Source organism: Pseudomonas sp. LPB0260, assembly GCF_013388395.1.
This window is the reverse complement of sequence record NZ_CP058247.1, coordinates 1492983-1516636: the sequence shown is the minus strand read 5'-3', so window position 1 is coordinate 1516636 and position 23654 is coordinate 1492983. Positions and strand designations below refer to the sequence as shown.

Sequence of the window (23654 nt, the reverse complement as noted above, 5' to 3'; positions counted from 1 at the left end):
GCCTCAGGCGACCTCGCGCTTTGCCGCGGCCATCAGCGCCTCGATCTCCGCGACTGTCTTCGGCACGCCGGTGGTGAGCACCTCGCAACCCTCCTTGGTCACCACCACGTCGTCCTCGATGCGCACGCCGATGCCGCGCCATTTCTTCGCCACGTTCTGGTTATCGACGGCGATATAGATGCCCGGCTCGACGGTCATGGCCATGCCGGCCTCCAGCTCGCGCCAGACACCGCCGACCTTGTAGTCGCCGACATCGTGCACGTCCATGCCCAACCAATGGCCGGCGCGGTGCATGTAAAACGGCTTGTAGGCCTCGCTGGCGATCAGCTCGTCGACTTCGCCCTGCAGCAGGCCGAGCTCGACCAGGCCGGCGGTGATCACCCGCACCGTCGCTTCATGGGCCTCGTTCCAGTGCTTGCCCGGGGCGATGTGCTTGAACGCCTCCTCGTTGGCCGCCAGCACCAGCTCGTAGATGGCTTTCTGCTCCGGCGAGAAGCGGCCGTTGACCGGGAAGCAGCGGGTGATGTCGCTGGCATAGCAGTCGATCTCGCAGCCGGCGTCGATCAGCACCAGGTCACCGTCCTTGAGCGGCGCGTCGTTCTCGCGGTAATGCAGGATGCAGGCGTTCCGGCCGGCGGCGACGATCGAGCCGTAGGCCGGCATCTTCGCCCCGCCCTTGCGAAACTCGTAGTCCAGCTCGGCTTCCAGGTGGAACTCGTGCAGGCCGGGACGGCTGGCCTGCATGGCGCGGATATGGGCGCGGGCGGAAATCTGCGCGGCCTCGCGCATCACCTTGACCTCGGCGGCGCTCTTGTACAGGCGCATGTCGTGCAGCAGGTGGTCGAGGGCGACGAACTCGTTCGGCGGCTGGGCGCCCTGGCGCGCCTTGGAGCGGATCACGTTGATCCACTCCATCAGGTGGCGGTCGAATTCCTGGTTGGTGCCCATGGCGTAGTAGACCCGCTCGCGGCCTTCGATCAGGCCGGGGAGGATGTCGTCGATGTCACCGATGGGAAAGGCATCGTCGGCGCCGTACTGGCTGATCGCACCGTCCTGGCCGGCGCGCAGGCCGTCCCACAGCTCGCGTTCGGGATCGCGCTCACGGCAGAACAACACGTATTCGCCGTGTTCGCGCCCCGGAATCAGGGCGATCACCGCTTCGGGCTCGGGAAAGCCGGAGAGGTACTGGAAGTCGCTGTCCTGGCGGTACACGTGCTCGACATCGCGGTTGCGGATGTACACCGGCGCGGCCGGCAGGATGGCGATGCTGTTGGGCTCCATCTGCTCCATCAGCGCCTTGCGCCGACGGGCGTATTCCGACTTGGGGATGCTGGTCATGGGCAGGCAGGGTCCGGTGTGGGGGGCATGAAGAATCAGTGCAGCGACGGTTTGGCGGCCGCCACCGGCTTGGCGCATTCGCTGAACAACAGCAGCGGCGCGACGCGCAGGTATTCCATCACTTCCATATAGTCGTTCTCGCCGTCTTCCGACTCTTCCAGGGCGTTCTGCACCTGGGCGATGGCCGACAGGTCCTGCAGCACCTCCATGGCTTCGGCGCTCAGCGCGCGGTCGCCGGCGGTCAGGCCGAAGCCGCCGAGAAAGCCCTGGCACCACAGGCCCAGCGCCTTGGCCCGCTCCTGCAGCGGCGCCTCGTCGGAAGGCAGCAGCAGGACCACGGTGACCTCTTCGCCGGTCAATTCGCCCTTGACCATTTCCTGCAGGCCGATCAGCGCCTGGCGCACATTGTCCTCGGGGGCGCCACCGAGCAGCTCGGCGGCATCGGCCAGCCAGGGTGCGATCTCGAAGCCGGCACCGGCGCAACTGCGCCCCAGCAGCAGGCCGTGCAGTTCGGCGGGAGAAACGGGATTGGCGCTGCTGGCGAGCAACGCGGCGAAGGCGGCATAGGCGGAACTGGAAGTCGGCATAGATAACTAGGCGCCAGACGGCGCAATCACTAGAATGAAGGCCTCGTATCCTAGCACCGGCAGGCGCGGCAAGACCATCCGAGGGTTTGACCCCGAGGCCGCCCGCTCCTATATAGTCCGGTCAATCCTTGCCTTAGCGAGAACCCATGGAAGACGCCGATCTGCACGCCCTTACGACCAAGCTGGACCTGCTGATCCAGCGCGTCGAGCAGCTTAAGGCCCACAACCGACTTCTCCTGGCGAATGAAAAGGCCTGGCGCGAGGAACGCGCCCATCTGATCGAAAAGAACGAAATGGCCCGGCACAAGGTCGAATCGATGATTTCGCGCCTAAAAGCCCTGGAGCAGGACTCATGACCCAGTCGAATACCGTCACCGTCCATATCCTGGACAAAGAATACTGCATCGCCTGCCCGCCGGATGAGCGCGCCAACCTGGAAAGCGCCGCCCGCTACCTGGACGGCAAGATGCGCGAGATCCGCTCGAGCGGCAAAGTCATCGGCGCCGACCGCGTGGCGGTGATGGCCGCCCTGAACATCTCCCACGAGTTGCTGCACAAGCAGCAGCACCTGGAACAGCACACCAGCAGCACCCGCGACCACGTGCGCAGCCTGCTCGAGCGGGTCGATACCGCCCTGGGCAGCGACGGCGATGGTCACAATGGCTGACGCCAGCCTCGATTCGGGTATACTGGCCGCCACTCCCTGGGGTGTGCGCCAGTTGGTGATGTCCCTGAGCCGATACGCACAAACCCGGGGGTTGCATGTTGAGGCAGGTGTGCATGTCCGCCTGACGGAAAGCCTTAACGCCTCCTGCAACCTCCACCTTGAACTCTCGGGTTCAAGGGCTAAACCGACAGCGGCACGTCGGGGAGTCACCCTTCTTCACCCAGCGCCCGTTCGCGGCGATGGACTACCCGCCTGAATCATGCACGACACCAACGACCTGTCCCGCGCGCAACTGCGCCGCCTGCTACGCCAGGCCCGCCGCCGCCTCAGCCCCCAGGCCCAGCGCCGCGCCGCCCAGGACCTGTATCGCCAGCTGGCGCAGCACCCGCTGTTCCGCCGCGCCCGACACATTGCCCTGTACCTGCCCAACGACGGCGAGATCGACCCCAGGCCCCTGCTGCGCGCCGCCCAACGGCGGGGCAAGGCCACGTATTTGCCGGTGCTCAACCCCTGGCCGAGCACCAAAATGGTGTTCCAGCGGGTGCGCCAGCGCGACAGCCTGACGCCCAACCGCTTCCGCATTCTCGAACCGAGACGCGACCCGGCGCGGCAGCGCAAGGTCTGGGCGCTGGACCTGATTCTAATGCCGCTGGTCGGTTTCGACCGCCATGGCGGTCGCCTCGGCATGGGCGGCGGCTTCTATGATCGCAGCCTGGCCTACCGCAGCATGCGCAAAAATTGGCACAAGCCGACCCTCTTGGGCCTGGCCCATGAGTGTCAGCAAGTGGATCGACTGGCGCTGGCCAGCTGGGATGTGCCGCTCGAGGCGACGGTAACGGATAAGGGTTGGTACTGACGGCAGGCGCCAGCCTGCTTCCCGATGCGGCCCCGGGCGAGGGCCTCAGGGCTGCTCAGCGGCCTCGACCGGCGGCTGGTTCTGGCGATCCCAAAGGCTCTGGGTGTAACCCGTGGTAACCATGCCCAGGCTGAACAGGATGACCAATACCCACAATAGATCTGGCTTGCGTTTCATCGAATGCCTCCTCCTTCAAGGCACACTGCGCACGGTGGACCGGCGGCGTTATTTTTATCGGTCGCGCGAGGTGCCTGGCACGAGGCCGGGCATTGTCGACCAACCGCGGCGGCGTCGCAATATCAGGCGCCAAACGGTTGTCGGTGGCTCGTACGACCATCAGCCCGATAAACGGACCGACCAAATGGAGCAAAGTTCATGCCTTATTGGCTGATGAAGTCAGAACCGGATGAATTATCCATCCACGACCTGCAGCGTCTCGGTGAAACCCGCTGGGACGGCGTACGCAACTACCAGGCACGCAACTTCCTGCGCGCCATGCAGGCCGGCGACGCATTCTTCTTCTATCACTCCAGCTGCCCCGAGCCCGGCATCGCCGGCATCGCGCGGATCAGCCGCCCGGCCTATGCCGACCCGAGCGCGCTCGACCCGCAGAGCCACTACTTCGACGCCAAGGCCAGCGCTACGAAGACCCCCTGGAGCGCGGTCGACGTGAGCTTCGTCGAGGCCTTCGCCCGCGTCATCCCGCTGGCCGAGCTGAAGCAGCAGAGCGCCCTGCTCGAGCTGCCCCTGGTGCAGCGCGGCAGCCGCCTGTCGGTAATGCCGGTCAGCACCGAGCAGTGGGCGGCGATCCTGGCCCTGCGCTAGGCACAGGCCCTCGTCAGCGCTGCAGGATCAGGTTGTTGAACAGCAGGTCCTCGACCACCGGCTGGCCCTCTTCCTGGGTCAGCACCTGCTGCACCTGCTTCAACGCCTCCTGGCGCAGCACCTCTTTGGCATCCGCCGCGCTCAGGCCCTCCTCGGTCTGCTGGGCGAACAGCATCACCAACTGGTTGCGGATCAGCGGTTCGTGGTGCTTCAGCTTGGCCTGGGCCTCGGGACCACTGACGCGCAGCGCGACATCGGCCTTGTAGAACTTCAGCTTCGGCCCGCCGCCGAAGTTGCCGACCAGTGCCGGGAACAGGTTGTGGTAGATCACCTGCGGCTTGGCGGCGCTTTCCTCCTCTTCGGCCAGGGCCGACATCGGCAGCGACAGGGCGAGCAGTGCAGCGATAAGGACTTTCACGAGCGAGATCTCCACTAGATTGCGGCCTAGCATAGCCATTGCCGGGCCGGCACCCAAGCCCGGCGCTTATGCCGCGCAATCAGGGTCGACCATGCTCGTTGACCGCCGCCGCCGGCTTCCTACACTGCGGGGCATCACCACAGAGGACAACGCCCGATGAAAGCCGTGCTGTGCAAAGCCTTCGGCCCCGCCGAAACCCTGGCCCTGGAAGAAGTCGCCAGCCCCGAGCCGAAGAAGAACGAAGTCCTCCTCGAGGTACATGCCGCCGGGGTCAACTTCCCCGACACCCTGATCATCGAGGGCAAGTACCAGTTCAAGCCGCCCTTCCCCTTCTCCCCGGGTGGCGAAGCCGCAGGCGTGGTTCGCGCGGTCGGCGAGAAGGTCGGCCACCTCAAGGTCGGAGACCGGGTGATGGCCCTGACCGGCTGGGGCAGTTTCGCCGAGCAGGTGGCCGTGCCCGGCTACAACGTCATGCCGCTCCCGTCGAGCATGGACTTCCTCAGCGCCGCCGCCTTCGGCATGACCTACGGCACCTCGATGCACGCGCTCAAGCAGCGGGCCAACCTGCAGCCCGGCGAGACCCTGCTGGTGCTTGGCGCCTCCGGCGGCGTCGGCCTGGCCGCGGTGGAGATCGGCAAGGCCATGGGCGCCAGGGTGATTGCTGCGGCCAGCAGCGCGGAGAAACTGGAAGTGTCCAGGGCCGCGGGCGCCGACGAGCTGATCAACTACAGCGAGCAGAGCCTGAAGGACGAGGTCAAGCGCCTGACCGGCGGCCAGGGCGCCGACGTGATCTACGACCCGGTGGGCGGCGACCAGTTCGACGCGGCCATCCGCAGCATCGCCTGGAACGGACGCCTGCTAGTGGTCGGCTTCGCCAGCGGACGCATCCCCGAGCTGCCGGTCAACCTGGCCCTGCTCAAGGGCGCCGCGGTGGTCGGCGTATTCTGGGGCGCTTTCGCCCAGCGCCAGCCCCAGGACAACGCCGCCAACTTCCAGCAGCTGTTCGCCTGGCATGCCGAGGGCAAGCTCAAGCCGCTGGTCTCGCAGACCTTCCCACTGGAGCAGGCCGGCGCAGCGATCGACTGCCTCGGCCGGCGTCAGGCCGTCGGCAAACTGGTGGTCCGGGTCAGGTAGGCCGGGCCAACGAAAAAGGCCGCCATCAGGCGGCCTTTTTCATGAGCGGCGCTCAGCCCCTGGGCGCATAGGCGAACACATCGGCGCGCATCTGGTGCGCGTCCATGCCGGCCTCGACCAATGCATCCAGGGTCGCATAGACCATCGCCGGCGACCCGCTGGCATAAACGTGCAGTGGTTTGAGGTCGGCGAAGTCCTCGCGCACCGCCTCGTGCAGCAGGCCGCAACGGCCCGACCAGCCGCACTGGTCGCTGACCACCTGGTGCAGGAACAGGTTGTCCAGCTGCTGCCAGTCGCTCCAGCAGGGCAGCTGATAGAAGTCCTCTGGACGCCGGGCGCCCCAGTACAGGTGCACCGGGTGCCTGAAGCCCGCCGCGCGGCAGTGCTCGATCAGACTGTGCATCTGCGCCATGCCGGTGCCGGCGGCGATCAGCACCAGCGGGCCCTCCGGCAGCTCGGCCAGGTGGGTATCGCCGAACGGCAGCTGCACCCGGGCGAAGCCCTGGCCACGGAGGAAGGCCAGCAAGCCGCGGGTCGCCTCGTCGCGGGCCAGGATATGCAGCTCCAGCTCACGGCCGCAGTGTGGCGCCGACGCCAGGGAGAAGGCCGCGTACTCGCCATCTTCACGCTGCAGCAGCAGGTACTGGCCGGCGTGGTAGCGCGGGATCTTGCCGGCCGGCGCGCGCAGGCTCAGGCGATGGACGTCGCCGCCCACCGCCTGGCAGTCGATCACCTGGCAGCTCAGCTCGCGCACCGCCAGCTCGCCGGGCGCCATCACCCCGTCCCAGTGCAGCACGCAGTCGCCCAGCGGCTCGGCCAGGCAGGTGAGCAGCTCGCCATGGTCCAGCTCGGCGCCGGCCTGCTGCACGCGCCCCTCGACCAGCAGCGCCGCGCAGATATGGCAATTGCCGTTGCGGCAGCTTTGCGGGCAGTCGTAGCCCAGGCGCCGGGCGGCATCGAGGATGCGCTCACCCGGCTGAGTCTCGAGCACCGCACCTGAAGGTTGCAGAGTGACACGCATCAATCAATTCCCAACTCGTTCCACAGTTCATCGACCCGTCGCTTCACCGCCTCGTCCTGGACGATGGCGCGACCCCATTCGCGAGTGGTCTCGCCCGGCCACTTGTGGGTGGCATCCAGGCCCATCTTTGAGCCTAGCCCCGAGACCGGCGAGGCGAAGTCGAGGTAGTCGATCGGCGTGTTGTCGATCAGCACCGTGTCGCGCTTGGGGTCCATGCGCGTGGTGATGGCCCAGATCACGTCGTTCCAGTCCCGCGCGTTGACGTCGTCATCGGTGACGATAACGAACTTGGTGTACATGAACTGTCGCAAAAACGACCAGACCCCGAGCATTACGCGCTTGGCATGGCCCGGGTACTGCTTCTTCATGGTCACCACCGCCATGCGGTAGGAACAGCCTTCGGGTGGCAGGTAGAAGTCGGTGATCTCGGGGAACTGCTTCTGCAGGATCGGCACGAAGACTTCGTTCAGCGCCACGCCGAGGATCGCCGGCTCGTCCGGTGGCCGCCCGGTGTAGGTGCTGTGGTAGATCGGCTGCTGGCGGCGGGTGATGCGCTCGACGGTGAACACCGGGAAACGATCCACTTCGTTGTAGTAGCCGGTGTGGTCGCCATAGGGTCCCTCGTCGGCCATCTCGCCCGGATGGATCACCCCCTCGAGGACGATCTCGGCGCTGGCCGGCACCTGCAGGTCGTTGCCGCGGCACTTGACCAGCTCAGTCTTGTTGCCGCGCAACAGGCCGGCGAAGGCGTATTCGGAGAGGCTGTCGGGCACCGGGGTGACGGCGCCGAGGATGGTCGCCGGATCGGCGCCCAGGGCCACCGCCACCGGGTAGGGGCGGCCCGGGTACTTCTCGCACCAGTCACGGAAATCCAGGGCGCCACCGCGATGGCTGAGCCAGCGCATGATCAGCTTGTTGCGGCCGATCACCTGCTGGCGGTAGATGCCGAGGTTCTGCCGTTCCTTGTTCGGCCCCTTGGTGACGGTCAGACCCCAGGTGATCAGCGGCCCGACATCGCCGGGCCAGCAGGTCTGCACCGGCAGCTTGCCCAGGTCGACATCCTCGCCCTCCTCGACCACCTCCTGGCAAGGCGCGTCCTTGAGTACCTTGGGCGCCATGGCCAGGACTTTCTTGAAGATCGGCAGCTTGGACCAGGCGTCCTTCAGGCCCTTCGGCGGCTCAGGCTCCTTGAGGAAGGCCAGCAGCTTGCCGATCTCGCGCAGCTCGGCGACCTCTTCGGCGCCCATGCCCAGGGCCACCCGCTTGGGCGTGCCGAACAGGTTGCCGAGCACCGGCATGGCGAAGCCCGTGGGGTTCTCGAACAGCAGCGCCGGGCCGGCCTTGCGCAGGGTGCGGTCGCAGATCTCGGTCATTTCCAGCACCGGGGAAACCGGGGTATGGATTCGCTTGAGTTCGCCGCGCTGTTCCAGACCGCGAATAAAGTCGCGCAGGTCGCGATACTGCATGCAGGAGCCTCGTCTCGGGCAGGCCAGTAGGGGGCGCAAAGTTTAGCGCCGAACTGGGTTATTCAGAAGGATAGCGGGGATGCAGATGCACAAAAGCCGGGTTTCCCCGGCCTTTGCGACAGCCCAGCGACTTACTTGCGACGCATCGACAGGAAGAACTCGTCGTTGGTCTTGGTCGCCTTCAGCTTGTCGATGAGGAACTCGATGGCGGCGATCTCGTCCATCGGGTGCAGCAGCTTGCGCAGGATCCACATGCGCTGCAGCTCGTCCTCGGCGGTCAGCAACTCTTCGCGGCGGGTGCCGGAACGGTTGATGTTGATCGCCGGGAACACGCGCTTCTCGGCGATACGCCGGTCCAGCGGCAGCTCCATGTTGCCGGTGCCCTTGAATTCCTCGTAGATCACCTCGTCCATCTTCGAGCCGGTCTCCACCAGCGCGGTGGCGAGGATGGTCAGCGAGCCGCCTTCCTCGATGTTGCGCGCGGCGCCGAAGAAGCGCTTGGGCTTCTCCAGGGCGTGGGCGTCGACACCACCGGTGAGCACTTTGCCGGAGCTCGGGATCACGGTGTTGTAGGCGCGCGCCAGGCGGGTGATGGAGTCGAGCAGGATGACCACGTCCTTCTTGTGCTCGACCAGGCGCTTGGCCTTCTCGATCACCATCTCGGCGACCTGCACGTGGCGGGTCGGCGGCTCATCGAAGGTCGAGGCGACCACTTCGCCGCGCACGGTGCGCTGCATCTCGGTCACTTCTTCCGGGCGCTCGTCGATCAGCAGGACGATCAGGTGGCACTCGGGGTTGTTGCGGGTGATGTTGGCCGCGATGTTCTGCAGCATGATGGTCTTGCCGGCCTTCGGCGGCGCCACGATCAGGCCACGCTGGCCCTTGCCGATCGGCGCGCAGAGGTCGATCACCCGACCGGTGATGTCTTCGGTGGAGCCGTTGCCGGCTTCCATGACCAGGCGCTTGTTGGGGAACAGCGGCGTCAGGTTTTCGAACAGGATCTTGTTCTTCGCGTTTTCCGGGCGATCGTAGTTGATCGTATCGACCTTGAGCAGCGCGAAGTAACGCTCGCCTTCTTTCGGCGGACGAATCTTGCCGACGATGGTGTCGCCCGTGCGCAGGTTGAAGCGGCGAATCTGGCTGGGCGAGACGTAGATGTCGTCCGGGCCGGCCAGGTAGGAGGCGTCTGCGGAGCGGAGGAAGCCGAAACCGTCCTGGAGGATCTCCAGCACGCCATCACCGGAAATTTCCTCGCCGCTTTTCGAGTGTTTTTTCAGCAGCGAGAAAATCACGTCCTGCTTGCGCGAACGGGCCATGTTCTCGATGCCCATCTGTTCGGCCATTTCCAGCAGTTCGGTGATCGGCTTTTGCTTGAGTTCGGTCAGATTCATAGGAATGACGTAATCATGAAGGAGGGAGAATAAGCTATTAGCTTGGGAGGCCGCGCCGCTGAGAAGGCGAACGGATCGCCTACTGGTGTAGCGAAAGTATTCGAGTAGGAATGCGTCGGCGACGGCTTGCAGAGGGCTGCATAGGAAATGCAGCGAGGCCGAATGTAACACCGGCCTGACGAAGGCGTCTAGCCTTCAGACGGAAAAAAGCCCCGCATATTCGGGGCCTTTTTGCCACACAGCGACTTTAGATGTTGCTGTCGAGGAAGGCGGCCAGCTGCGACTTGGACAGTGCACCAACCTTGGTCGCTTCGACGTTGCCGTTCTTGAACAGCATCAGGGTCGGGATGCCGCGCACACCGTACTTCGGCGGGGTATCCTGGTTCTCGTCGATGTTCAGCTTGCACACCTTCAGCTTGCCCTGGTAGGTCTGGGCGATCTCGTCGAGGACGGGGGCAATCATCTTGCATGGGCCGCACCACTCAGCCCAGTAATCGACCAATACCGGACCCTCAGCCTGGATAACTTCTTCATCGAAGCTAGCATCGCTGACGTTGGTGATGAATTCGCTCATGGAAAGTCTCCGTGTTCGGAAGCAAAAAGTGATCGACATCATAGCCCGGCTTGCCTGGCACAGGAAGGCAGACGCCATTGAGCTTAACTATGGACCCGCACAAATTCACCTGCCCGCAGGCGTCGCCGGCTGAGCCCGGTGGCGGCCGATTGCGCGGGCCACGGGGACGCCTGCGGCGTCGGTATGCGTTGGCTCACCCGGGCTATCGTGGCAGGATGGCATGGATCCGCACCGAGACCTATGCCCCATGCCGCACACTCCAGCCGAGTCTTTTCCCTTGATTGCAGCTATCGACCTGGGCTCCAACAGCTTCCACATGGTTCTGGCCAAGGCCGATCACGGCGAGATTCGCGTGCTCGAACGCCTCGGCGACAAGGTCCAGCTGGCCGCCGGCATCGACGAACAGCGCCTGCTCAGCGAAGAGGCCATGGTCCGCGGCCTCGACTGCCTGCGCCGTTTCGCCCAGCTGACTGCCAGCCTGCCGGAGGGCGCGCTGCGCATCGTCGGCACCAATGCCCTGCGCGAGGCGCGCAACCGTGGCGAGTTCATCCGCCGCGCCGAGGAGATTCTCGGCCATCCGGTGGAGGTCATCTCCGGCCGCGAGGAGGCGCGCCTGATCTACCTCGGCGTGTCCCACAGCATCGCCGCCACCCCGGGCAAGCGCCTGGTCGCCGACATCGGCGGCGGCAGCACCGAGTTCATCGTCGGCCTGCGCTTCGAGCCCCTGCTGCGCGAGAGCCTGCAGATGGGCTGCGTGAGCTATACCCAGCGCTTCTTCCGCGACGGCAAGATCACCCCGGCGCGCTACGCCCAGGCCTACACCGCGGCGCGCCTGGAGGTGATGGGCATCGAGCACGCCCTGCGCCGGCACAAGTGGGAAGACGCGGTGGGTGCATCGGGCACCATCAAGGCCATCGGCCTGGCCATCCAGGCCGCCGGCCTGGGCAGCGGCGAGGTCAATCCGGAAGGCCTGGCCTGGCTCAAGCGCAAGATCTTCAAGCTCGGCGAAGTGGACAAGCTCGATCTGGACGGCATCAAGCCGGACAGACGCGGCATCTTCCCCGCCGGCCTGGCAATTCTCGAGGCGATCTTCGATGCCTGCGACATCCAGCGCATGAGCCACTCCGAGGGGGCGCTGCGCGAAGGCGTGCTCTATGACCTGCTCGGCCGCCACCATCACGAGGACGTGCGCGGGCGCACCCTCAGCGCCCTGATGGAGCGTTACCACGTCGACCTGGAGCAGGCCGCGCGGGTCGAAAGCAAGGCGCTGGAGGCACTGGAGCAGGTGAAGGACAGCTGGGGCCTGAGCGACGACTGGCACCGCGAACTGCTGGTGTGGGCCGCGCGGGTCCACGAGATCGGCCTGGACATCGCCCACTACCAGTACCACAAGCACGGTGCCTACCTGGTCGAGCATTCCGACCTGGCCGGCTTCTCACGCCTCGACCAGCAGATGCTGGCGCTGCTGGTGCGCGGCCACCGGCGCAACATCCCCAAGGACAAGCTCGCCGACTTCGGCGCCGAGGGCGTGAAGCTGGTGCGCCTGTGCGTGCTGCTGCGCTTCGCCATCCTCTTCCATCACATCCGCGGCACCCAGGAAATGCCCAAAGTGCAGCTGCGCGCGGCCGAGAGCAGCCTGGAGATCCACTTCCCGGACGACTGGCTGGCCGCCAACCCGCTGACCCAGGCCGACTTCACCCAGGAAGCGGAGTGGCTCAAGCGCGTCGGCATCGACCTCAGCGTGCGCTGACCACCGGCGCCGTCAGCTTCTCCAGCAGACCCGCCTGGGCACTGCGCGGGTTCTGGTTGCCGGTCGGGCTGCAACGCAGGTAACGACCGTCGGGCTGCAGCACCCAGGCCTGGGTGTTGTCGGTCAGGTAGCTTTCCAGCTCCTTCTTCACCCGGGTGACCAGTTTCTTGCCCTCCACCGGGAAACAGGTCTCGACCCGCTTGTCCAGGTTGCGCTCCATCCAGTCGGCACTGGATAGGTAGATCTTCTCCTCGCCCTCGTTGAGGAAGTAGAACACCCGGGTGTGCTCGAGGAAGCGGCCGATGATCGAGCGCACCTGGATGTTGTGCGACACCCCGGGAATGCCCGGGCGCAGGCAGCACATGCCGCGCACCACCAGGTCGATCTTCACCCCGGCCTGGCTGGCCTTGTACAGCGCGCGAATGATCTTGGCGTCGGTCAGCGAGTTGAACTTGGCGATGATGTGCGCCGGCTTGCCCTCGCTGGCCAGCGCCGTCTCGCGACCGATCAGGTCGAGCAGGGTCTTCTTCAGGGTGAAGGGCGCGTGCAGCAGCTTCTTCATGCGCAGGGTCTTGCCCATGCCGATCAGCTGGCTGAACAGCTTGGCCACGTCCTCGCCGAGGGCCACGTCGGCGGTGAGCAGGCTGTAGTCGGTGTACAGGCGGGCGTTGCCGGCGTGGTAGTTGCCGGTGCCTACGTGGGCGTAGCGAACGATATCGCCGTTCTCGCGACGCAGGATCAGCATCATCTTGGCGTGGGTCTTGAACCCGACCACACCGTAGATCACCACCGCGCCGGCGGCCTGCAGGCGGCTGGCCAGGGCCAGGTTGGATTCCTCGTCGAAGCGCGCGCGCAGCTCGATCACCGCGGTGACCTCCTTGCCGTTGCGCGCCGCCTCCACCAGCGCATCGACGATCTCCGAGTTGGCCCCGCTGCGGTACAGCGTCTGCTTGATCGCCAGCACGTGCGGGTCCTTCGCCGCCTGGCGCAGCAGGTCGACCACTGGGGTGAACGACTCGAAGGGGTGCAGCAGGAGGATGTCCTGCTTGCTGACCACGCTGAAGATGTTCTCGCTGTTCTGCAGCAGCTTGGGAATCACCGGGGTGAAGGGGGTGTACTGCAGCTCTGGATGACTGTCCAGGCCAGTGATGCTGAACAGCCGGGTCAGGTTGACCGGGCCGCCGACCTGGTACAGCTCGCCCTCGGTCAGGCCGAACTGCTTGAGCAGATAGTCGGACAGGTTCTTCGGGCAGCTGTCGACCACCTCCAGGCGCACCGCGTCGCCGTAGCGCCGGGAGAACAGCTCGCCGCGCAGGGCGCGGGCCAGGTCCTCGACGTCCTCGGTGTCCACCGACAGGTCGGCGTTGCGGGTCAGGCGGAACTGGTAGCAGCCCTTGACCTTCATGCCCTGGAACAGGTCGTCGGCATGGGCGTGGATCATCGAGGAGAGGAACACGTAGTTGGCGCCCGCGCCACCCACCTCCTCCGGCACCCGGATCACCCGTGGCAGCAGGCGCGGCGCCGGGATGATGGCCAGGCCCGAGTCGCGGCCAAAGGCGTCGACGCCCTCCAGCTCGACGATGAAGTTCAGGCTCTTGTTCACCAGCAAGGGGAACGGGTGCGTCGGATCGAGGCCGATCGGCGTGATGATCGGCGCGATCTCGTCGCGGAAGTAGCGGCGCACCCAGGCCTTGACCTTGGTGTTCCAGTGGCGGCGGCGGATGAAGTTGATGTTGTGCTTGGCCAGCGCCGGAAACAGCACGTCGTTGAGGATCGCGTACTGGCGGCCGACCTGCTCGTGCACCAGCTCGCTGATCCGCGCCAGCGCCTGGTGCGGCTGCAGACCGTCGGCACCGGCCTGCTCGCGGGCGAAGTTGATCTGCTTCTTCAGCCCGGCGACGCGAATCTCGAAGAACTCGTCGAGGTTGCTGGAGAAGATCAGGAGGAACTTCAGCCGCTCCAGCAGTGGATAGGACTCGTCCAGCGCCTGCTCCAGCACGCGGATGTTGAACTGCAGCTGCGACAGCTCGCGATGGATGTACAGGCTGCTGTCGTCCAGGCTCGGCACCACCAAAGGCGGCGCCGGGGTGGGCGCCTCGATCGGCGCCGGCTCCGGCACTTCCGGCAACTCGACGGTTGGCGCCTGCGGCTCGAGCACTTCGCTCTGGGAGAGTCCTTCGGTATTCATCGTCTGGTCCTGGGGGACTACTGCCCCTGCTGCAAGAGTTCTGCCGCGCGAACGGCGAAATAGGTGAGGATGCCATCGGCGCCGGCGCGCTTGAAGGCGGTCAGCGACTCGAGGATCACCGCCTCGGAGAGCCAGCCGTTCTGGATCGCCGCCATGTGCATGGCGTACTCGCCACTGACCTGATAGACAAAGGTCGGCGCGCGAAATTCGCTTTTCACCCGGGCGACGATATCCAGGTAGGGCATGCCCGGCTTGACCATGACCATGTCGGCGCCTTCGGCCAGGTCGGCGGCCACCTCGTGCAGCGCCTCGTCGCTGTTGGCCGGGTCCATCTGGTAGCTGTACTTGTTGCTCTTGCCGAGGTTGCCCGCCGAGCCGACCGCATCGCGGAACGGGCCGTAGTAGGCGCTGGCGTACTTGGCCGAATAGGCCATGATGCGCACGTTGCTGTGATCGGCCAGCTCCAGCGCCTCGCGGATCGCCTGCACGCGGCCGTCCATCATGTCCGAGGGCGCGACCACCTGGGCCCCGGCCTCGGCATGGGACAGCGCCTGCTTGACCAGGGCATCGACGGTGATGTCGTTCTGCACGTAGCCGCTGTCGTCGAGGATGCCGTCCTGGCCGTGGGTGGTGAAGGGGTCCAGGGCCACGTCGCTGATCAACCCCAGCTCCGGGAAGCGTGCGCGCAGGGCGCGGATCGCGCGCTGGGCGATGCCGTCCGGGTTCCAGGCCTCGGCGCCATCCAGGGACTTCATCTCCAGTGGCGTCACCGGGAACAGCGCCAGCGCCGGAATGCCCAGGGCCACCCACTTTTCCGCCTCCTGCAGCAGCAGGTCGATGGACAGGCGCTCGACCCCGGGCATCGACTCCACCGCCTCGCGGCGGCCTTCGCCGTCGAGGACGAACACCGGCAGGATCAGGTCGTCGACGCTCAGGCGATGCTCGCGCACCAGGCGCCGGGAGAAATCGTCGCGACGATTGCGGCGCAGGCGAGTGGCAGGGAACAGGCGATTGGCGGGGGTAAAGCTCACGGCAGACTCCAGAGCCCGCGCGAACGGGCGAGTGTGACAGTTATAAGCGGTCATTATGACCAATAGATGACAGCGGAATCGAGTCTGCGACGGCGGGTCGCAGCGGCCGGAGCCGCATTGTGGCCATGCCGGCGTGTATCCGTCGAGTCGCCCGGAGTTTTCCGCCCGGTTCCGAGGGAGTAGGCTGAATGCCCCTTCCCGCGGTTGTTCCCATGCTCGAAGACCTGCTGCAGCAATACGGTTACCCGGCCCTGGTCCTGGGCACCTTCCTCGAAGGCGAGGTGTCGCTGCTGCTGGCAGCCTACCTGGCCCTGCGCGGCTACCTGAGCCTGGAATGGGTGGTGCTGTGCGCCTTCTGCGGCACCTATGCCAGCGATCAGCTGTGGTACCACCTGGGCCGGCGCCACGGCCGCGAGATTCTCGATCGCCGGCCACGCTGGCACGCCCTGGGCGACAAGGCATTGCGCCACCTGCGCCGCTACCCGGACCTGTGGGTGCTGAGCTTTCGCTTCCTCTACGGCATGCGCACGGTGATGCCGCTGGCCATCGGCCTGTCTGGCTACTCCTGGCGCCGCTACCTGCTGCTCGACGGCATAGGCGCAGCGCTGTGGGCCGGCGGCCTGGGCCTGGCCGCCTACCACCTGGGCGCGGCCCTGGAAACGCTGCTCGGCGATCTGCGTCGCTATCAGCTGTATGTGTTCGCCGCCCTGCTGCTGGTCGCCGTGGTGCTCTGGCTGCGCCGGCGCCTGCGCCGAGGGGCCGATTCCGAACGCTAGGTTGCCTGCCGGCCGGGCGCGGGCGAATTCACCCCGGCGCGTATCGCGCGGCGCAGTCTGCGACTAGGATTGCTAGGGATGGCAAACCCGCCGCCGGCGCCTCAGGCGAGGCCCGGCGACCGCCCGAGTGACACGTGAAGACAGTATGCGCAGACCCCTTCGCTGGCTCCTGATCGCCCTGGCCCTGCTGAGCATTGCCGCCCTGCTCGGCCTCTACCCCTATCGCACGGCGCTGTTGCCGGAAGCCGACGACCTGGCCAGCGCCAAGGCCCGCCTGGCCCCGCACCTGCGCCTGTTCACCCCGGCCGGCAGCGGCCCCTTCGCCACCGTACTGGTGTTCCACGGCTGCAGCGGACAGCACCAGGCGCTACTCGACAGCGTCAACGACTGGCTCCTGCCGGCCGGCTACGCCGCGCTGTTCGTCGACAGCCACGGGGCCCGCGGCATCGACGACTGGCGGCCGGTGTGTGCCGGCAAGCAGCTGTGGGGCAACCAGCGCGCCCTGGACGTGTATGCCGCCATCGAGCTGGCCGCCGAGCTGCCCCGGGTCGACGGCCGGCGCCTGGCCCTGCTCGGCTTCTCCCATGGCGGCTGGAGCATCCTCGATGCCCTGGCCTATGGCGGCGCGGCCGGCCATGGCTTCGCCGCCCCCGGACGACAGGGGCTCGAGCGGGTCAGGGCGGCGATTCTCTACTACCCCTATTGCGGCTTTCCCGCCCAGCTGCGCCGGCACATGAGTGCGCAGCCGCCGCAGCTGATGCTGCTGGCCGGCGAGGACCACATCACCGATCACCGCCAGTGCCTCGAGGCCCTGCGGCAGCTGCAACCGGGGGCGATCCAGGTGCAGCGCTACGCAAACGCCGATCACGTGTTCGACCACCTCAGCGATCTGGCCACCTACCAACCACAACTCGCCAAGGATGCCCAGCAGCGGGCCAGAAGCTTCCTGCGCAGCCACCTTGGCCCAGCCCCATGACCAGGAGTATTCGATGAACAAGAAAGTGGCAGTGATTCTTTCCGGCTGCGGCGTCTACGACGGCGCCGAGATCCATGAGAGCGTGATCACCCTGCTGCGCCTCGACCAGCGCGGCGCCCAGGTGCAGTGCTTCGCGCCGAACGTGGAGCAGCTGCACGTGGTCGATCACTACAGTGGCGACGAGATGGACGAGACCCGCAACGTGCTGGTGGAATCCGCGCGTATCGCCCGCGGTAAGATCAAGGACGTGCGCGAGCTGCACGCCGACGACTTCGATGCGCTGATCATGCCCGGCGGCTTCGGCGCGGCGAAGAACCTCTCGGACTTCGCCCTGAGCGGCGCCAACCTCAAGGTGCAACCGGACGTGCTGAACGCCGCCAAGTCCTTCGCCAGCGCCGGCAAGCCGGTCGGCCTGATCTGCATCTCGCCGGTGCTGGCGGCGCGGATCTTCGGCAATGGCGTGGAATGCACCATCGGCAACGACCACGACACCGCCGCGACCCTGACCCAGATGGGCGCCGTGCACCGCGAATGCGAGGTCAGCGAGATCATCGAAGACGGCCCGCGCAAGCTGGTCAGCACCCCGGCCTACATGCTCGCCCAGTCGATCAGCGAGGCCGCCTCGGGGATCAACAAGCTGGTCGACCGCATCCTCGAACTGACCCACCACGACTGAGACGGCCGACCGCGCAGGTCGATCCGGCCAATGCGCGCGGCACTCCCGCCGCGCCACTGGCCAAGTCCACCGCCGTGCGGCAGCGTGTCGGGCAAACTGCACAGGTACGCTGGCCATGACCCAACCCTATGAATTCACCGCAGAGCTGCAGGAGGCGGTGAGCAGCTTCATGCAGCGCATCCCGTTCAACCAGGTGCTCGGCATTCAGCTCGAGCAACTGTCGCCGGAGCGGGTGACGATGGTCCTGCCGATGAAGGACGAGCTGATCGGCAACTTCCTCCACGGCATCCTCCATGGCGGCGTGATCGCCTCGCTGCTCGACGTCGCCGGCGGCGCCATGGCGCTGATCGGCGCCTTCGAGCGGCACCATCAGCTGCCGGGCGCCGAGCGCCTGACACGGCTGTCCAAGCTCGGCACCATCGACCTGCGCATCGACTACCTGCGCCCCGGTCGCGGCCGCAGTTTCACCGCCAGCGCCGTGCTGCTGCGCTCGGGCAACAAGGTGGCGGTGGTACGCAGCGAACTGCACAACGACGAGGGCGTCCTGGTCGCGGTGGGCACCGGCACCTATCTGTGCGGCTAAGCGCGGCTCAAGCGGGTGAGGATGCGGTCCAGGGCGTTGGCGAAGGCCTGGCGGTCCTTGTCCGAATAGGCGCCCTGGCCGCCGCCGACCTGGCCCTGCTCGCGCAGCTCGGTAAAGAGGTTACGGGTGGCCAACTTGTCGCCCATATTGCGCTCGTCGAACTCGCGACCACGCGGATCGAGGGCGGCGACGCCCTTCTTCACCAGGCGGTCGGCCAGCGGCACGTCACTGCAGATCACCAGTTCGCCGGGCACCGCATGCTCGACCAGGTAGTCGTCGGCCGCATCCGGGCCGCTCGGCACCACGATCAGGCGCACGCAGGCGAAGCTGGGCCGCGCCACCGGCTGCCCGGCCACCAGCACCACCTCGTAGCCGCGCTTCAAGGCGAACTTCACCACCTGATCCCGCGCCGCCCGCGGGCAGGCATCGGCATCTATCCAGATACGCATCGACCGGCACTCTCCTCTGACTGAAATGGCGAACGGGTGCGCCCGCCAGGCGCCCATGATGCCGGCTTTCGCCGATGAGTCCATACTGGCCGACGCAACCGGCGGCCCACCTCTGGCCGCCGGGCGAGCGACAGGAGTAAGCCCCATGCCCTACTGGCAACGCCTGGATGAGCCCGCGCAGGTGCTGGTATGCGGCGCCAGCCGCGGCATCGGCCTGGCCCTCTGCGAACAGCTGCTGGCCCGCGCCGACGTAGCCGGTGTGTGGGCCCTGGCCCGCCGGGCCAGCCAGTCCGAGGGCCTCGCCGCGCTGGCCCGGCAGCATGGCCAGCGCCTGCACTTGCTGGACGTCGATGCCACGGACGAGGCGCAGCTGGCCGAACTGGCGCCTCGGCTCAAGCCACGTATTGCCCGACTGCACCTGCTGCTGTGCACGGTCGGCGTGCTGCAGGATGGCACGGCGAAGGCCGAGAAGGGCCTGGCCCAGCTCGATCTGGCCGGGTTGCAGGCGACCTTCCGGGTCAACGCCTTCGCCCCGATCCTGCTGCTCAAGCACCTGCTGCCGCTGCTGCGCGGGCGCCACCCGTGCACCGTGGCGACACTCTCGGCGCGGGTCGGCTCGATCGGCGACAACCGCCTCGGCGGCTGGTACAGCTACCGGGCGAGCAAGGCGGCGCTCAATCAGCTGCTGCACACCGCCAGCATCGAGCTGAGCCGCCTCAATCCGCAGAGCACGGTGCTGGCGCTGCACCCGGGCACCACCGACACCGAGCTGTCGCGGCCCTTTCAGGCCAATGTGCCGGCTGCGCAGCTGTTCCAGGCGAGTTTCGCCGCCGAGCGTCTGCTGGAGCAGGTGGCGCGCCATGGCCCCGAACAATCCGGCAGCTTCTGGGCCTGGGACGGTCAGCCGATCGAGTGGTAGGCGGGCCGCGCCTCAGGCCGTGGTGCGGCGCACCGTGGCCAGCAGCGCCGCGGCGCCGACGAACAGGGCGCCGAAGCTGCGGTTCATCAGCCGCTGCTGACGCGGCGTGCGCAGCAGGCGCAGGACCCGCGAGGCCAGGCCGGTATAGCCGGCCATCACCAGCAGGTCGACGCAGATCATGGTCACGCCCATCAGCAGGTATTGCGCCAGCAGCGGCGCCTGCGGATCGATGAACTGCGGCAGTACCGCGAGCATGAAGATGATCGCCTTGGGGTTGCTGATATTGACCAGAAAGCCGCGCAGCACCAGGGTCAGCGGCCGACCGATGGGGCGCTGCTCGGGCGCCGTGGCCAGGTCGGCGGGCAGCGCCTGCCACTGCCGGTAACCGAGATAGACCAGGTACAGCACGCCGAACCACTTGATCAGGCTGAAGGCCAGCGCCGAGGTGGCGAGGATCGCCCCGACCCCGGCGGCGACGATGGCGATCTGCAGGGCCAGGCCGAGCTGCAGACCCAGGGCGGTCCAATAGCCGCGCCAGAAGCCGTACTGCAGGCCGGACGACATCGAGGCGATGGCCCCGGCCCCGGGCGACAAGCTGATCACCCAACAGGCGACGAAAAACGCGAGCCAGGTCTGCAGGGCCATGGCGAATACCTCGAAACGAATGGTTGAAGGACGGCCCAGAAAAAAGGGGCAGGCTTCTCAGCCTACCCCTTGCTACAGGCGACGACCAGCCTCGCGGATCAGTCCGGCGAGCCCTTGCGCAAGTGCACCGGCTCCTGGCCGCGCTTGCGCGCCATGGCGCCGCGCAGGCGGATGTTGATCGCCTCCACCGCCAGCGAGAAGGCCATGGCGAAGTAGACGTAGCCCTTGGGCACATGCACGCCGAACGACTCGGCCACCAGCAGGGTGCCGACCATGATCAGGAACGACAGGGCGAGCATCTTCAGGCTCGGGTGCTTGTCGATGAAGTCACTGATGGTGGCGGCCGAGAGCATCATCACGATCACCGAGATGACGATGGCGGCGACCATCACCGGCACATTGTCGACCAGGCCGACGGCGGTGATCACCGAATCCAGGGAGAAGACGATGTCGATGATGGCGATCTGCACGATGATGCCCATGAAGCCGTAGGCCTTGCCGCCGGCCTGCTGCGCCTCCTCGGCGCCCTCCAGGCTGTGGTAGATCTCCATGGTGCTCTTGAACAGCAGGAACAGGCCACCGAAGAACAGGATCAGGTCACGCCCGGATACACCCATGCCGAAGAGCTGGAACAGGTCGTCGGTCAGGCGCATCACCCAGGTGATAGACAGCAGCAACGCGATCCGCGTGCCCATCGCCAGGGTCAGGCCGAAGAAGCGCGCATTGGGCTGCTGCTCCTTGGGCAGGCGGCTGACCAGGATCGAGATGAAGATGATGTTGTCGATGCCGAGGACGATCTCCAGGGCGGTCAGGGTGAGAAATGCGACCCAGATTTCCGGGCTAAGTAGCCATTCCATGATGCGTTAGATCTCGTAATTGCGGGATGTGGGATAGGTGCCGTTGCGCCAGCGGCGCACGGCTTTCTGGAAGAACAGGCTGTTGGGCACCTGCACCAGCGCCCCTGGGCTTTCGCCACCCTGGTCTTCCAGGGTGGTGTAGAACAGGTTGATGGCCAGCACCCGGCCCTTGACCCCGGGTTTCTCGGCGCTCTCGATGATCTCGACACTGTCGCCCAGGCGGAACGGCGCCAGGGTGAAGATCAGCAGCGCGCAGAACAGGTTGGACAGCACGCTCCAGATGGCGAAGAAGGCGATCGCCGCCACCGCCATGAAGCCGGTCAGCGCGGTCCACAGCACCTGGGCGGACACGCCGAGGCGCTCCAGCACCAGCAGCACGGCGCCGCCGACGACCAGCCAGCGCAGGCCGTTGCGCAGGGACACCAGCGCCGTCGCCGGCACCTGCGGGTAGCGTGCGCCAAGGCGCTTCAGGCCGCGCGCCAGCAGGCGCTGCAGCAGCCAGGCGAGCAACAGGATCAGCAGCACCTGGCCCGCACGCAGCAGCGGCTCGCTCCAGGCGGCCAGCCAGGGCCACTCGAGCAGCAGCGGATTCAACTGGCGGCCTCCAGCTCGGCCTGCAAGGCTTCGAGGCTTTCCAGGGCGAGCATCCAGCGCTCCTCGAGGTCGGCCTCGCGGCCCTTCAGCCTGGCCTGCTCGGCCAGCAGGTCGCGCAGCTCGTCCTTGCGTGCCGCCTCGTACAGTGCGCTGTCGCCCAGGCGGGCTTCGACCGCGACGAGCTGCTCGTGCAGCTGACCCAGCTCGCGCTCCAGCTTGTCGGCCTCGCGCTTGTGCGGCGCCAGCTGCTGGCGCAGGGCCGCCGCGGCCTGGCGCTGGGCGCGCTTGTCGGTCTTGTCCAGGCCGCCCTCGGCGGCGTTCACCGGCGCCGGCGCCTGGCGTGCCCGGTAGTCGAGCAGCCAGCGGGCGTAGTCCTCGAGATCGCCGTCGAACGGCTGCACCCGGCCATCGGCGACCAGGAGGAACTCGTCGGTGGTGCTCTTGAGCAGGTGGCGATCGTGGGACACCACCACCACCGCCCCGGCGAACTCCTGCAGGGCCAGGGTCAGGGCCAGGCGCATCTCCAGGTCGAGGTGGTTGGTCGGCTCGTCGAGCAACAGCAGGTTGGGCCGCCCCCAGGCGATCAGCGCCAGGGCCAGGCGCGCCTTCTCGCCGCCGGAGAAATTCAGCACCGGCTCGTCGCAGCGGGCGCCGCGGAAGTCGAAGCCGCCGAGGAAGTCGCGCAGGGTCTGCTCGCGCTCGCTCGGCGCCAGGCGCTGCAGGTGTAGCAACGGGCTGGCCTTGTCGTCGAGGGCGTCGAGCTGGTGCTGGGCGAAATAACCGACCACCAGGTTCTCGCCACGCTGCAGGCGACCGCCGATAGGTTGTAGCTCGTCGGCGAGGTTCTTGATCAGGGTCGACTTGCCGGCACCATTGGGCCCGAGCAGGCCCAGGCGCGCGCCCGGCGCGAGGCTCAGCTTGACCTGCTCCAGCACGGCCTTGTCGCCATAGCCGAGGCGCCCCTCGGCCAGGTCCAGCAACGGGCTGGAGATCTTACTGGCCTCGCGGAAGCGGAAGTCGAAGGGCGAGTCGACATGGGCCGCGGCCAGCTCCTCCATGCGCTCCAGGGCCTTGATCCGGCTCTGCGCCTGGCGCGCCTTGGTCGCCTGAGCCTTGAAGCGGGCGATGTACTTCTCCATGTGCGCGCGCTGCGCCTGCTGCTTCTCGTAGGCCTGCTGCTGCTGCGCCAGGCGCTCGGCGCGGGTGCGCTCGAAGGCCGAGTAGCCACCGCGATAGAGCGTCAGTTTCTGCTGATCCAGGTGCGCCACGTGGTCGACCACGGCATCGAGGAAGTCACGGTCGTGGGAGATCAGCAGCAGGGTGCCGGGGTAGCTCTTCAGCCAGCCTTCCAGCCAGAGGATCGCGTCCAGGTCCAGGTGGTTGGTCGGCTCGTCCAGCAGCAACAGGTCCGATGGGCACATCAGCGCCTGGGCCAGGTTCAGGCGCATCCGCCAGCCGCCTGAGAAGTCGCCGACGCGGCGGTCCATCTGGGCATGCTCGAAACCCAGGCCGGCCAGCAGCTTGCGCGCGCGAGCGGCAGCCGTATAGCCGTCGGCGCTGTCCAGTTCGGTATGCAGACGGGCAATCGCGGCGCCATCCTGGGCGGCCTCGGCGGCCGCCAGCTCGGCCTGCAGACCGCGCAGGTGGACGTCGCCGTCGAGCACGTAGTCGACCGCCAGGCGCTCGAGGTTGTCGACCTCCTGGCGCATGTGGGCGATGCGCCAGTCCGCCGGCAGCAGGCAATCGCCCGCGTCGGGACCGAGCTCGCCGCGCAGCAGGGCGAACAGGCTGGATTTGCCGGCGCCATTGGCGCCGATCAGTCCGGCCTTCTGGCCGGCGTGCAGGGTCAGTTCGGCGCCTTCTAGCAGGCGCTGCGGACCACGCTGTAGAGTGAGGTTCTGGAGTCGGATCATAATGGCGGCGAAGTCTATCA

The 23654-nt window shown here is 66.8% G+C and carries 26 protein-coding genes and 1 other RNA gene; 12 read left to right on the top strand and 15 right to left on the bottom strand.

Annotated features, from left to right (window positions below):
• Positions 1-3: 3 nt before the first annotated feature.
• Positions 4-1338 carry a Xaa-Pro aminopeptidase gene (gene pepP, locus LPB260_RS06655; RefSeq protein WP_208707912.1) on the bottom strand — a complete coding sequence of 445 codons (1335 nt, stop codon included), beginning with the start codon at positions 1336-1338 and terminating at the stop codon, positions 4-6.
• A gap of 35 nt (positions 1339-1373) precedes the next feature.
• Positions 1374-1925, bottom strand: coding sequence for a YecA family protein (locus tag LPB260_RS06650; protein WP_208707911.1), 552 nt, complete (start codon positions 1923-1925; stop codon positions 1374-1376).
• 146 nt (positions 1926-2071) lie between these two features.
• Between LPB260_RS06650 and LPB260_RS06645 the strand changes: the two genes are divergently transcribed.
• From LPB260_RS06645 to LPB260_RS06630, 4 genes are all read left to right on the top strand, one after another.
• On the top strand, positions 2072-2281 hold the full coding sequence (locus LPB260_RS06645; RefSeq protein WP_208707910.1) for a TIGR02449 family protein: 210 nt from the start codon (positions 2072-2074) through the stop codon (positions 2279-2281).
• On the top strand, positions 2278-2592 hold the full coding sequence (locus LPB260_RS06640) for a cell division protein ZapA (protein WP_208707909.1): 315 nt from the start codon (positions 2278-2280) through the stop codon (positions 2590-2592). The genes LPB260_RS06645 and LPB260_RS06640 overlap by 4 nt, the downstream gene beginning before the upstream one ends.
• 30 nt (positions 2593-2622) lie before the next feature.
• A non-coding RNA gene (ssrS, locus tag LPB260_RS06635) (6S RNA) lies at positions 2623-2801 on the top strand.
• A gap of 50 nt (positions 2802-2851) precedes the next feature.
• Positions 2852-3448 carry a 5-formyltetrahydrofolate cyclo-ligase gene (locus LPB260_RS06630; RefSeq protein ID WP_208707908.1) on the top strand — a complete coding sequence of 199 codons (597 nt, stop codon included), beginning with the start codon at positions 2852-2854 and terminating at the stop codon, positions 3446-3448.
• A 45-nt stretch (positions 3449-3493) separates the two neighbouring features.
• Here the strand turns inward: LPB260_RS06630 and LPB260_RS29000 are convergent, their stop codons facing one another.
• Positions 3494-3625 (bottom strand): hypothetical protein, encoded by a 132-nt coding sequence (locus tag LPB260_RS29000; protein ID WP_256625532.1) that lies wholly within the window; start codon positions 3623-3625, stop codon positions 3494-3496.
• A 198-nt stretch (positions 3626-3823) separates the two neighbouring features.
• Here LPB260_RS29000 and LPB260_RS06625 point away from each other — a divergent pair, with 198 nt between their 5' ends.
• A complete protein-coding gene (locus LPB260_RS06625) occupies positions 3824-4273 on the top strand; it encodes an EVE domain-containing protein (protein WP_208707907.1) in 450 nt (149 codons plus the stop codon).
• Positions 4274-4286: 13 nt separating this feature from the next.
• Here LPB260_RS06625 and LPB260_RS06620 read toward each other — a convergent pair whose 3' ends face one another.
• Positions 4287-4691 carry a flagellar basal body-associated FliL family protein gene (locus LPB260_RS06620; protein ID WP_256625531.1) on the bottom strand — a complete coding sequence of 135 codons (405 nt, stop codon included), beginning with the start codon at positions 4689-4691 and terminating at the stop codon, positions 4287-4289.
• A 156-nt stretch (positions 4692-4847) separates the two neighbouring features.
• On the opposite strand from LPB260_RS06620, the gene LPB260_RS06615 reads away from it, so the two are divergent.
• Positions 4848-5825, top strand: a complete 978-nt coding sequence (locus LPB260_RS06615) for an NADPH:quinone oxidoreductase family protein (protein ID WP_208707906.1) — start codon at positions 4848-4850, stop codon at positions 5823-5825.
• A 52-nt stretch (positions 5826-5877) separates the two neighbouring features.
• Here the strand turns inward: LPB260_RS06615 and LPB260_RS06610 are convergent, their stop codons facing one another.
• From LPB260_RS06610 to trxA, 4 genes are all read right to left on the bottom strand, one after another.
• Positions 5878-6846, bottom strand: a complete 969-nt coding sequence (locus LPB260_RS06610) for a CDP-6-deoxy-delta-3,4-glucoseen reductase (protein WP_208707905.1) — start codon at positions 6844-6846, stop codon at positions 5878-5880.
• Entirely contained in the window at positions 6846-8312 is a 1467-nt protein-coding gene (gene ubiD / locus LPB260_RS06605; RefSeq protein ID WP_208707904.1) for a 4-hydroxy-3-polyprenylbenzoate decarboxylase, read from the bottom strand. Before ubiD ends, LPB260_RS06610 begins: the two co-directional genes overlap by 1 nt.
• A gap of 131 nt (positions 8313-8443) precedes the next feature.
• On the bottom strand, positions 8444-9703 hold the full coding sequence (rho, locus tag LPB260_RS06600) for a transcription termination factor Rho (RefSeq protein WP_208707903.1): 1260 nt from the start codon (positions 9701-9703) through the stop codon (positions 8444-8446).
• Between the two features lie 247 nt (positions 9704-9950).
• Positions 9951-10277 (bottom strand): thioredoxin TrxA, encoded by a 327-nt coding sequence (gene trxA / locus LPB260_RS06595; protein ID WP_208707902.1) that lies wholly within the window; start codon positions 10275-10277, stop codon positions 9951-9953.
• A 247-nt stretch (positions 10278-10524) separates the two neighbouring features.
• Between trxA and ppx the strand changes: the two genes are divergently transcribed.
• Positions 10525-12027: an exopolyphosphatase gene (gene ppx, locus LPB260_RS06590; RefSeq protein ID WP_208707901.1), complete on the top strand. Its 1503-nt coding sequence runs from the start codon at positions 10525-10527 to the stop codon at positions 12025-12027.
• Here the strand turns inward: ppx and ppk1 are convergent.
• Both ppk1 and hemB read right to left on the bottom strand, forming a co-directional pair.
• Positions 12014-14215, bottom strand: coding sequence for a polyphosphate kinase 1 (gene ppk1 / locus LPB260_RS06585; protein WP_208707900.1), 2202 nt, complete (start codon positions 14213-14215; stop codon positions 12014-12016). The genes ppx and ppk1 overlap by 14 nt on opposite strands.
• A gap of 17 nt (positions 14216-14232) precedes the next feature.
• A complete protein-coding gene (hemB, locus tag LPB260_RS06580; protein WP_208707899.1) occupies positions 14233-15246 on the bottom strand; it encodes a porphobilinogen synthase in 1014 nt (337 codons plus the stop codon).
• A 212-nt stretch (positions 15247-15458) separates the two neighbouring features.
• Between hemB and LPB260_RS06575 the strand changes: the two genes are divergently transcribed.
• The 4 genes from LPB260_RS06575 (at position 15459) to LPB260_RS06560 (ending at position 18257) form a co-directional block, all read left to right on the top strand.
• Positions 15459-16022, top strand: a complete 564-nt coding sequence (locus tag LPB260_RS06575) for a DedA family protein (RefSeq protein ID WP_208710098.1) — start codon at positions 15459-15461, stop codon at positions 16020-16022.
• 145 nt (positions 16023-16167) lie between these two features.
• The gene (locus LPB260_RS06570) at positions 16168-16998 is read left to right on the top strand and encodes a dienelactone hydrolase family protein (RefSeq protein WP_208707898.1); all 831 of its coding nucleotides are present in this window, start codon (positions 16168-16170) and stop codon (positions 16996-16998) included.
• Between the two features lie 13 nt (positions 16999-17011).
• Positions 17012-17674 carry an isoprenoid biosynthesis glyoxalase ElbB gene (gene elbB / locus LPB260_RS06565; protein ID WP_208707897.1) on the top strand — a complete coding sequence of 221 codons (663 nt, stop codon included), beginning with the start codon at positions 17012-17014 and terminating at the stop codon, positions 17672-17674.
• 115 nt (positions 17675-17789) lie between these two features.
• The gene (locus LPB260_RS06560; RefSeq protein WP_208707896.1) at positions 17790-18257 is read left to right on the top strand and encodes a thioesterase family protein; all 468 of its coding nucleotides are present in this window, start codon (positions 17790-17792) and stop codon (positions 18255-18257) included.
• Here the strand turns inward: LPB260_RS06560 and LPB260_RS06555 are convergent.
• Positions 18254-18706, bottom strand: coding sequence for a YaiI/YqxD family protein (locus LPB260_RS06555; RefSeq protein WP_208707895.1), 453 nt, complete (start codon positions 18704-18706; stop codon positions 18254-18256). The genes LPB260_RS06560 and LPB260_RS06555 overlap by 4 nt on opposite strands.
• Positions 18707-18851: 145 nt before the next feature.
• Between LPB260_RS06555 and LPB260_RS06550 the strand changes: the two genes are divergently transcribed.
• Entirely contained in the window at positions 18852-19625 is a 774-nt protein-coding gene (locus tag LPB260_RS06550; protein ID WP_208707894.1) for an SDR family NAD(P)-dependent oxidoreductase, read from the top strand.
• Positions 19626-19637: 12 nt separating this feature from the next.
• Here LPB260_RS06550 and rhtB read toward each other — a convergent pair whose 3' ends face one another.
• From rhtB to LPB260_RS06530, 4 genes are all read right to left on the bottom strand, one after another.
• Positions 19638-20270: a homoserine/homoserine lactone efflux protein gene (rhtB, locus tag LPB260_RS06545; RefSeq protein WP_208707893.1), complete on the bottom strand. Its 633-nt coding sequence runs from the start codon at positions 20268-20270 to the stop codon at positions 19638-19640.
• A 98-nt stretch (positions 20271-20368) separates the two neighbouring features.
• Positions 20369-21127 carry a TerC family protein gene (locus LPB260_RS06540; protein ID WP_208707892.1) on the bottom strand — a complete coding sequence of 253 codons (759 nt, stop codon included), beginning with the start codon at positions 21125-21127 and terminating at the stop codon, positions 20369-20371.
• A 6-nt stretch (positions 21128-21133) separates the two neighbouring features.
• Positions 21134-21721 (bottom strand): mechanosensitive ion channel family protein, encoded by a 588-nt coding sequence (locus tag LPB260_RS06535; protein ID WP_256625530.1) that lies wholly within the window; start codon positions 21719-21721, stop codon positions 21134-21136.
• Complete coding sequence (locus tag LPB260_RS06530; protein WP_208707891.1) at positions 21718-23634, bottom strand: ATP-binding cassette domain-containing protein; 1917 nt, start codon at positions 23632-23634, stop codon at positions 21718-21720. The genes LPB260_RS06535 and LPB260_RS06530 overlap by 4 nt, the downstream gene beginning before the upstream one ends.
• Between the last annotated feature and the right edge of the window lie 20 nt (positions 23635-23654).